The organism is Aminobacterium sp. UBA4834 (assembly GCF_002400205.1).
Taxonomy (GTDB): Bacteria; Synergistota; Synergistia; order Synergistales; family Aminobacteriaceae; genus Aminobacterium; species Aminobacterium mobile.
Genome location: NZ_DHFC01000007.1, coordinates 220,830 through 228,719, shown reverse-complemented (window position 1 = coordinate 228,719; position 7,890 = coordinate 220,830). Strand labels below are relative to the sequence as shown.

8 protein-coding genes and 1 riboswitch are annotated in these 7,890 nt (G+C 43.2%); of the genes, 3 read left to right on the top strand and 5 right to left on the bottom strand.

What is annotated here, in order from left to right:
* The 3 genes from B3L97_RS03890 to B3L97_RS03880 form a co-directional block, all read right to left on the bottom strand.
* On the bottom strand, positions 1–376 hold a 376-nt coding region (locus B3L97_RS03890; protein ID WP_286934191.1), incomplete at its 3' end, for an amino acid ABC transporter permease.
* Entirely contained in the window at positions 376–1,149 is a 774-nt protein-coding gene (locus B3L97_RS03885; protein WP_286934188.1) for an amino acid ABC transporter ATP-binding protein, read from the bottom strand. The genes B3L97_RS03890 and B3L97_RS03885, both read right to left, overlap by 1 nt.
* 170 nt (positions 1,150–1,319) lie before the next feature.
* Entirely contained in the window at positions 1,320–1,451 is a 132-nt protein-coding gene (locus B3L97_RS03880; RefSeq protein WP_274532069.1) for a hypothetical protein, read from the bottom strand.
* A gap of 141 nt (positions 1,452–1,592) precedes the next feature.
* Here B3L97_RS03880 and B3L97_RS03875 point away from each other — a divergent pair, with 141 nt between their 5' ends.
* Positions 1,593–2,480, top strand: a complete 888-nt coding sequence (locus tag B3L97_RS03875; protein ID WP_286934185.1) for an MBL fold metallo-hydrolase — start codon at positions 1,593–1,595, stop codon at positions 2,478–2,480.
* A gap of 40 nt (positions 2,481–2,520) precedes the next feature.
* Here the strand turns inward: B3L97_RS03875 and B3L97_RS03870 are convergent, their stop codons facing one another.
* Entirely contained in the window at positions 2,521–3,903 is a 1,383-nt protein-coding gene (locus B3L97_RS03870; RefSeq protein ID WP_286934182.1) for a phosphomannomutase/phosphoglucomutase, read from the bottom strand.
* Between the two features lie 111 nt (positions 3,904–4,014).
* Between B3L97_RS03870 and B3L97_RS03865 the strand changes: the two genes are divergently transcribed.
* Together B3L97_RS03865 and B3L97_RS03860 are read left to right on the top strand one after the other, a co-directional pair.
* Positions 4,015–4,947 (top strand): AEC family transporter, encoded by a 933-nt coding sequence (locus B3L97_RS03865; protein WP_024822777.1) that lies wholly within the window; start codon positions 4,015–4,017, stop codon positions 4,945–4,947.
* A 31-nt stretch (positions 4,948–4,978) separates the two neighbouring features.
* A riboswitch (molybdenum cofactor riboswitch) is annotated at positions 4,979–5,097 on the top strand.
* Between the two features lie 269 nt (positions 5,098–5,366).
* Positions 5,367–6,680, top strand: a complete 1,314-nt coding sequence (locus B3L97_RS03860) for an HD-GYP domain-containing protein (RefSeq protein WP_286934179.1) — start codon at positions 5,367–5,369, stop codon at positions 6,678–6,680.
* Here B3L97_RS03860 and B3L97_RS03855 read toward each other — a convergent pair.
* Positions 6,677–7,882 carry a YibE/F family protein gene (locus B3L97_RS03855; protein WP_286934176.1) on the bottom strand — a complete coding sequence of 402 codons (1,206 nt, stop codon included), beginning with the start codon at positions 7,880–7,882 and terminating at the stop codon, positions 6,677–6,679. The two genes, B3L97_RS03860 and B3L97_RS03855, sit on opposite strands and share 4 nt — an antisense overlap.
* Positions 7,883–7,890: the final 8 nt, after the last annotated feature.

The window sequence follows — 7,890 nt, the reverse complement described above, 5'->3', positions numbered from 1 at the left end:
CTAATACTTTTGCTGCTTCCCATTGTCCCTTGGGGACTGCCTCTATCCCACCTCGAACAATTTCTCCAACATATCCTGCAGAGTTGATGGAGAGTCCAATAATCCCGGCAGCAAAAGCGGGTAAATTAATGCCAAGGGAGGGTAATCCAAAATAGATGAGGAAAAGCTGAATTAAAAGGGGTGTTCCTCGTATTACATAAATATAGGCTGCTGCTAAAGATTTTAAGGGTGTGAAGGGTACAACCCGTAAAGCTCCTACAAACACGCCTATAATGGCTCCAAAGATCACAGCTAACATAGAAGCTTTTACCGTGATGGATGCCCCCGTCAAAAACATGTGCCAATATGGAGTAATAGCCGTAAAATCCAGGGTCATTAACATTCGCCTCCCCGTTCAGGTATTTCTTCTCCGAAATGGGCAAGCATGCGCTGTAAAAATGCTTGCGTCCTTGGGTGAGAAGGCCTCGTCATAAGATCACTGGGGGTTCCCTCTTCCACTATATTCCCATCAGCCATGAAGACAATTTTATCAGAGACCTCTTTGGCAAATGTCATTTCATGGGTAATAATCATCATAGTCATTCCTGTCTCGGCGAGCTGTGCTATAACATCAAGCACTTCGCCTACAAGCTCAGGGTCAAGAGCACTGGTAGGTTCATCAAAAAGCATAATTTTAGGCTGCATAGCCAGAGCCCTAGCTATGGCTACCCGTTGTTGTTGCCCTCCAGAAAGCTGTGCAGGTTTGGCTTGAACTTTATCTCCGAGCCCTACTCGTTCCAGAAGACGAACAGCCAATTCCTCTGCATCGCTTTTTTTCATCCCCTTGATTTGAATAGGACATAGTGTAATATTATCAAGAACTGAAAGGTGGGGAAAGAGGTTAAACTGCTGGAAGATCATTCCCACAAGACTCGCTAATTCTTTATTCGAGTGTTTCCCTCCGTCGACACGTTGCCCATAAAGGTAAATCTCTCCTTCATTGATATCTTCGAGACGACAAATACACCGGGCCAACGTACTCTTCCCTGAGCCGCTCGGGCCGATGACAGATACGACCTCTCCTTCACTAACAGACATGGAGACTCCTTGCAACACATGAAGGTCTCCGAAGGATTTATGTAAATTTTTTACTTCTATTGCAGTTTGCAATAATCTTCACCTCCTGTTTAACGCGGGCATTATAACTCAACTTTAGGTTACTAGCAAACGTTTTTCTGAAAAAAAATTGAAAAACATGTACTCAAGAATGAAGAAAGGCATAAAAAATGGGGCCTCAAGGCCCCTCCTGTTTGTAAAAACACGAAAAAACAAGCTATGAACTATGAATCGTATCGGCACCGATATAATTCATGATTAAGATCTACCATAGCATTGGCAAAAGCATCTGTCTGTTCGTTACGCTGTTTTACATGTCCGCTCTTTATGGCTTTTTTCAGTTTTTTGCTATCCATTCTATGCACCTCCTGAAATAGCCCTTTCGAACCATCTATGATTTATTTTTTATTGGTTCGAACCATTAGCTAGAACATTCTAGCATGGAGAAAAGAAAAAGCAAAGTATTAGAATATACTCGAAAGGAGGTTTTATATCTTATGGAGATACGAGAATTGACAGCGCAGAGTTGCTTTATCCCAGGGCGAGTGAATATAGGGTTATGGAAAGATGGGAATGGCGGTTGTTTCCTTATAGATAGTGGGGGGGATGAGACATCTGGGCGAAGATTATTTAAATTATTGCAAGAGCATAATTTGACGCTCCATGGAATTATTAATACTCACTCCAATGCTGACCACATAGGAGGGAATGCTTATCTCCAGAAAAAAACTTCTTGCGCTATTATAACAAGCTCTCTTGAAAATGTTTTGACACAAAATCCTTATCTCGAACCTTTTCTTTTATGGGGAGCGTACCCATTTAATGCTATTCGAGGAAAATTCCTTGAAGCAGAGCCGTCGAAGGTCACTCATGTTATTCACCCTGGTGAAATGGTTCCTGGCACAGAGCTTGAGGTTGTGGGGCTTCCAGGTCATTTTCTCAATATGGTAGGATTAAAGTCGAGAGACGGAGTTTTTTATGTAGCCGATAGCGTCTTTTCCCAAGAGATTATAGAGAAATATCGTTTTATAGTCTCTATGGACGTAGAAGGGGTTCTTCGAACGCTAGATATGCTTCAGATGTCAGAAGCTAATTGGTTTGTACCAAGCCATGCCAAGCCGGTTCAAAATATTACCTCTTTGGTGGAAGCCAATCGAAAGGGCGTTAAATATTTAAGTGAGGCTGTATTGAATCTTTGTAAAACTCCTCATTCCAGAGAGGAGATTCTTGCAGCATTGGCCAGAGAATGGGGCATAGAAATGGATTCTATTCAATATGTGCTGAACAGCGCTACTATTGCTGCCTATTTATCTTTTCTTGAGAGAAAGAGATGTATCGTTCCTTATATAAACGAAGGCTATTTATTGTGGAAAGAGAAAGTTTAAAAAAGGAAAGGACATGAAAAATGCCCTTTCCTTTTTCAAATTAGTACGTCCACTGAAAATCGGAAACTCCTACTGCTATCATGCGTTTTTTCATGTCTTGCGTAATAAAGTCTAGATCTTCTTTTGTCTTGCCCTCGCATCTTGTCACTAACACGGGCTGGGTGTTAGAAGCCCTTACCAAACCCCATCCCTGAGGATATAAAATTCGTACTCCATCGATAGTGATAGCTTTGTACTCTTTAAGAGCTTCCTCTTTAATTTTTTCGATGACTTGAAATTTCTTATTATCGGGACAGTCTACTCTAATCTCCGCAGTACTGTAATAAATGGGATAATCTACAAGCATGTCAGACAGAATTCGGCGATCATTTGAGAGGATGCGCAGGAGGCGGCCAGCTGCGTAGAAAGAGTCATCAAAGCCATAAAACTCGTCGGCAAAGAACATATGTCCAGACAACTCGCCTGCGAAAAGAGCTCCTATCTCTTTCATTTTCGCCTTAATAAGGGAATGCCCAGCTTTATAATAAAGAGGTTTTCCTCCTAAGCGACGGATCTCGTCTTCAAGGGCTTGGGAGCATTTTACTTCTATGATAGCATCAGCTCCTGGATGTTTAGGCAAGATTTCTCTCCAGTATAAGGCCATGAGTGTGTCTCCCCATACTACAGAACCCTTCTCATCGACAACTCCTATTCGGTCGGAATCCCCATCAAAGGCGAAACCTACATCGGCTTTTTCTCGTTTTACTGTCTCAATGAGGGAGACGAGATTTTCACGTTTCAGAGGATCTGGGTGGTGGTTGGGAAAGTTCCCATCAGGTTGGCAGAACAGAGGGACAACACGGCAGCCTAACCCTTCTAAAAATTTTTGGATAAAGAGCCCTGCTGTTCCATTCCCAGCATCAGCAACTACTTTGAGTTTTCGTGGCCCCAATTTTATTTTCGACAAGAGCATCTGGATATAGCCAGACCAAATATCTTCTCTTTTTACAGAGCCCAATGTTTGCCCAGGTACCATATCATCTTTTTCAATCATATTTAAAATAGATTGAATCTGCTCTCCATACATAGTACTTTTCCCTAAAGCCAGTTTTAAGCCGTTCATGTCTTTAGGGTTATGACTTCCTGTGACCATAACTGCTCCATCAAAGTTAAAATGGAACTGGCTCCAATACAGAAGAGGCGTAGTTACCACCCCTAAATCTATTACGTTAACGCCGGCCCATATGACCCCGTCGATAATATTTTGTCGAATTCTTTCTGTTGAAAGTCTCACATCTCCTCCTATTGTTATAGTGGAGATTCCTTCTCTGCGAAGCAAGGTCCCATAGGCTTTCCCGATAGCTGTTACTACATATGCAGTGAGCTCTGTATCGGCTACGCCACGAATATCATATTCTCTAAATATATGTGACGGAACTTGCATCAGGTGTCATCACCTTCCTCTTTTATCATTTCATAATCATTATATAACAAAGCACCTTTTATAGTATTGAAGAGATATAATAGTTTGTTAAACAGAGAGGAGAGATCGGTTGTGGGCTGCTTTTTTATTGTTCTTCCCATCGTTACTATTATATCTATTGGTTGGTTCATTCGCCAACGAGGTTTTGTCAAAGAAGAAGCTTTTGTTGGAATGCACTTTATTCTTTACTGGATCGCCCTTCCATCTCTGCTTTTTCGGGTTACCTATGGGGCAGATGTAAAGGTACTGATGGGGGGAAACTTTGTGAAAGCTGTTTACGCGTCTTTGCTTCTTACTCCCTTATTAGCATGGAGTTTTGGGCGCTTTTTTTGTAAAGAGCGCGGGAAAGTGGCAGTGATCGCCATGACGTCCATTCGCTCCAACAATATTTTTATGGGGGTACCGGCGGTATCAGTTGCTATGGGGGAGAGTGGTCTTCAGGCCCTTTCTTTATATCTCGCTGTCGTTATGGCAGGATATCAACTAATCTCTGTGGGGTGGGGGCAAGTTGTGTTGTCGGGAAGTTTAAGTTTACATGCTCTTAAAGATACGTTTAAAAAACTTTTTACGAACCCCCTTATTATAGCCTGCATATCCGGGCTTTCCTGTGCTATCGTAGGGGCTCCTGCATTGCCTTTATGGCTTGACGAAGCCCTTAAGGTGTTGGGAAACGTGGGAAATGGTCTCGCTCTTTTGTCTCTCGGAGCTTCTCTTAATTTTAATCGAACGTTTGCGGCATTGAGAGATACATGGGAGGTCATCTTATTTAAACTTATTCTTTTTCCCCTTATTGTGATGGGGTTTATCTCTCTCTGGCCTGTAGAGAGTATATTGGCTAAAACAACGATCCTTGTTTCAGCCATGCCTATAGCGGTTAACTCTTTTGTTGTTGCCAAGGGGATGGGAATGGATCAAGTCTATACAGCTGAAGCTATAGCTGCAACCACGCTCTGTTCCATTATCACCATACCGCTCTGGGCCGCATTCCTTGGCGTTGTGTCTTGATTTTCTTTAAATGGTAGAGTAACATATTTTTAAAATAATAGACCTCCGAGCCCAAAAACCTAAAGAAAATTCCATGGTTCAGGGCCGTTAGGGTTTCCTCGGAAACGGGAAAGCCTTCCGTGTTTGAAAAGGAGGAACAAAAGCTCTTTTTATAGTATGTGAAAGAGGCTGTTTCTCCTTGTGAGCAATCGCCTCTTTTTTGTGTGATCTATTTCCCGTTCTATTCTGTAATAGATCAGCCGGGGGATCTGCACGGAGCAGATCCCCTCCCCCAACTTCCTTGTGCTTTTTATTAAAAAGGGTCGAAAGTACCAGTAAAATACAGGCCTTGCCGAAGCGAGCCTCTGATATGCCTATGTTAATATACACTTTGTCTGAGTACTTTATTTATCTGAAGTTGCAGAGGACAGGATAATAATATGCCACTTATTGTCACAAGCGACCATCTTAAGCCTGGAATGCGCCTAGCTAAGTCGGTATGGGCCTGCGAAGGACAGCAGTTATTGCTTAGTAAGGGAGTTATTCTTAACAATCAGCTTATCACCCGTCTTGTACGACGGGGAATAGAGGCATGTTTTGTCTATCTTCCCGGGGAAAATGCAGTGGAAGATGATTTTTTGTGTTCTGTTGTTCCTGAACATTTGGAACGACAGGTTCGTGTTGATGTGGCACATATTGTAGAATGTGTAGCTCAGAACAGGTCTCTCCGCAACAGTTTATTTCAAAATCTCCAAGAAAGTGTCTCTAGCATTATTTCTGTTATTTTTGAAGACACCACTGCTTTCCATTATGGTTTAAAGAATATCAGCAAACATGACGAGTATACTTACGAGCATATGATCGGTGTAATGACGGTTTCATTGCTCATCGCAAAGGAAGGTGAAGATACAGGACTTTTTTCTTTTTCTTTTCAAGATAAAATTAATTTGGGCCTCGGCGCTCTTTTTCACGATATTGGAAAACTAATGTTACCTTCCTCTCTTCTGAATAAGAAAGGTCCCCTGAACGAAAAAGAGTGGGAGCTAATGAGCAAACATCCCTACGATGGCTTTAAGATAGTGCGGCAATTCCCATGTATGAACCCTATGGCTAGGGCCATCGTGTTAAATCACCATCAATATTGGAACGGCGAAGGTTATGGGCGAGAGGCGGCTGGCGGACTTGCCGGAGAAACCATCCCTCTTTTAGTACGTATCGTTTCAGTAGCTGATACATACGATGCTCTTGTAAGCGATCGTCCCTATCGCCGAGCATTTTTGCCAATAGAGGCTTTAAAAATTGTTCAAAACGAGTCTGGAGTCAAGTTTGATCCCTCTTTAGTAGAATTTCTCCCCCAAATAATTGATCCGTACCCTATAGGAAGTGTTTTGTTCCTTTCTGATTGGACTCTTGCCGCAGTTACATCCATCTCTTTGGGAGAACCCCAGGCCATGGTGCTTGCAACATTCCGCAAAGAAGACGCAAATAAAGTGGGGAATGTATTTCCCCTCCAAAAACATGGAGCCCATATCGTAATAGGTGCTCCTTCGCTAGATCACCTAGCCGAAAAATCAGCAGAGATACTAGCATCCCCAAGTAAAAATGATAGCCCTCTCCGCCATTTCCTAAGCAGTCTGTGTACTGCTTTCGTAGAAAAGCGAGCTGACCTCAATACCGTCCCTTGTTGGGAATCGTTAATAAAAAAAGGGTTTTTCCCCTCTTTGTTAGAAAGCCTTCGAGTTCAGGGAAGTTAAGACGTGGCCTCTTTCTTTTTTTCTTTGGAGCGTCTGAGGCGGAAGTCTAGCCACCACACACATACAGCGGTGGTAATAGGTATCGTAAGAAGTAATCCAATTGTACCAGCTACGCTTCGGACGAGTTCCTGTGCAATATAAGGATCGTTTATAAGAGCCAGTGGATCAGCTCCAGAACTTGTAATAAGAATAGTGAGAGGAAGAGCACTTCCCAAATAGGCAAGAATAAGAGTGTTAATCATGCTTCCCAATACCTCTCGCCCTACGCCAATGCCAGCCTGCCACAGTCGAGGCCCTGGAATTTTAGGATCATAGGAGAACATTTCGGCGAGGGTAGACGTGACTGAGACGGCAACATCAAGGACTGCCCCTATGGAGCCGATCATAACAGCAGACAGAAGAAGCCCTTCCATTGAAAGATTAGGTATTGTTGAGGCAAGGAGGCTAGCACTATCGCTAGCAAGCCCAGAGAGTTCCCATAGAGTCACCATAGACCACCCTACAGTGGAGGCGGCGATAGCTCCTCCAAGAGCTCCAAGAAAAGCTACGATCCAAAAAGCCGGCCTTCGTACCACCAATAGTACTGTAACGCTGGATACGGCTCCTATAGCCAGGATAGCGAAAGGTACGGGAGGTATTCCATTTGCTAAGGCAGGTATATACCAACCTAAAAGCACGGCTAGCGAGAGGAGTAAACCTGCCAAAGCCCGGACTCCTGCTTTTCCAGCCGAAGCGATGAGCCCAGCGCAAGCTAAAATGAGGAAAGCGACAACCCAAGGAACTCGATAGCGATCGCTGATGGAATATTGTATAGTATTATCTTCAAAACGATCAGAGACGAGAAGATACCTCCTTTTAGGATGGAGCTCCAGAGAAGAAGTGGACAGCTGCGTAATAAGAAGGTCTTTGCTTGTCCCTTTATCATCGCCATTTAAAAAGGTTACCGTTACATCTATATATTCCGTCAGCCACGGTGCTTCTTCTGGCGAGGTTTCCTGAGAGGGGGATTCCTGTTCTCCTCCGTTAAAGCTCAAAGGAGCTTCGGTACTTCGTATCGAACCAACGCGATCTATACGGACAATTACAGATTCTTCCGTGTTCCATGAATTTAAAACAATCTTATCGGCAGAAAAAGCCGTTATAATAGCAAAAAGAGGTACTAAAATGAAAGTAAGACAGTACATCCGCACATTGTGAGTCATTGTTCTTA

Coding starts and splice junctions, on each gene's coding strand:
- B3L97_RS03880 (WP_274532069.1), bottom strand. CDS start 1,451: ATGGATAGCAAAAAACTGAAAAAAGCCATAAAGAGCGGACATGTAAAA.
- B3L97_RS03875 (WP_286934185.1), top strand. CDS start 1,593: ATGGAGATACGAGAATTGACAGCGCAGAGTTGCTTTATCCCAGGGCGA.
- B3L97_RS03870 (WP_286934182.1), bottom strand. CDS start 3,903: ATGCAAGTTCCGTCACATATATTTAGAGAATATGATATTCGTGGCGTA.
- B3L97_RS03855 (WP_286934176.1), bottom strand. CDS start 7,882: ATGACTCACAATGTGCGGATGTACTGTCTTACTTTCATTTTAGTACCT.
- B3L97_RS03860 (WP_286934179.1), top strand. CDS start 5,367: ATGCCACTTATTGTCACAAGCGACCATCTTAAGCCTGGAATGCGCCTA.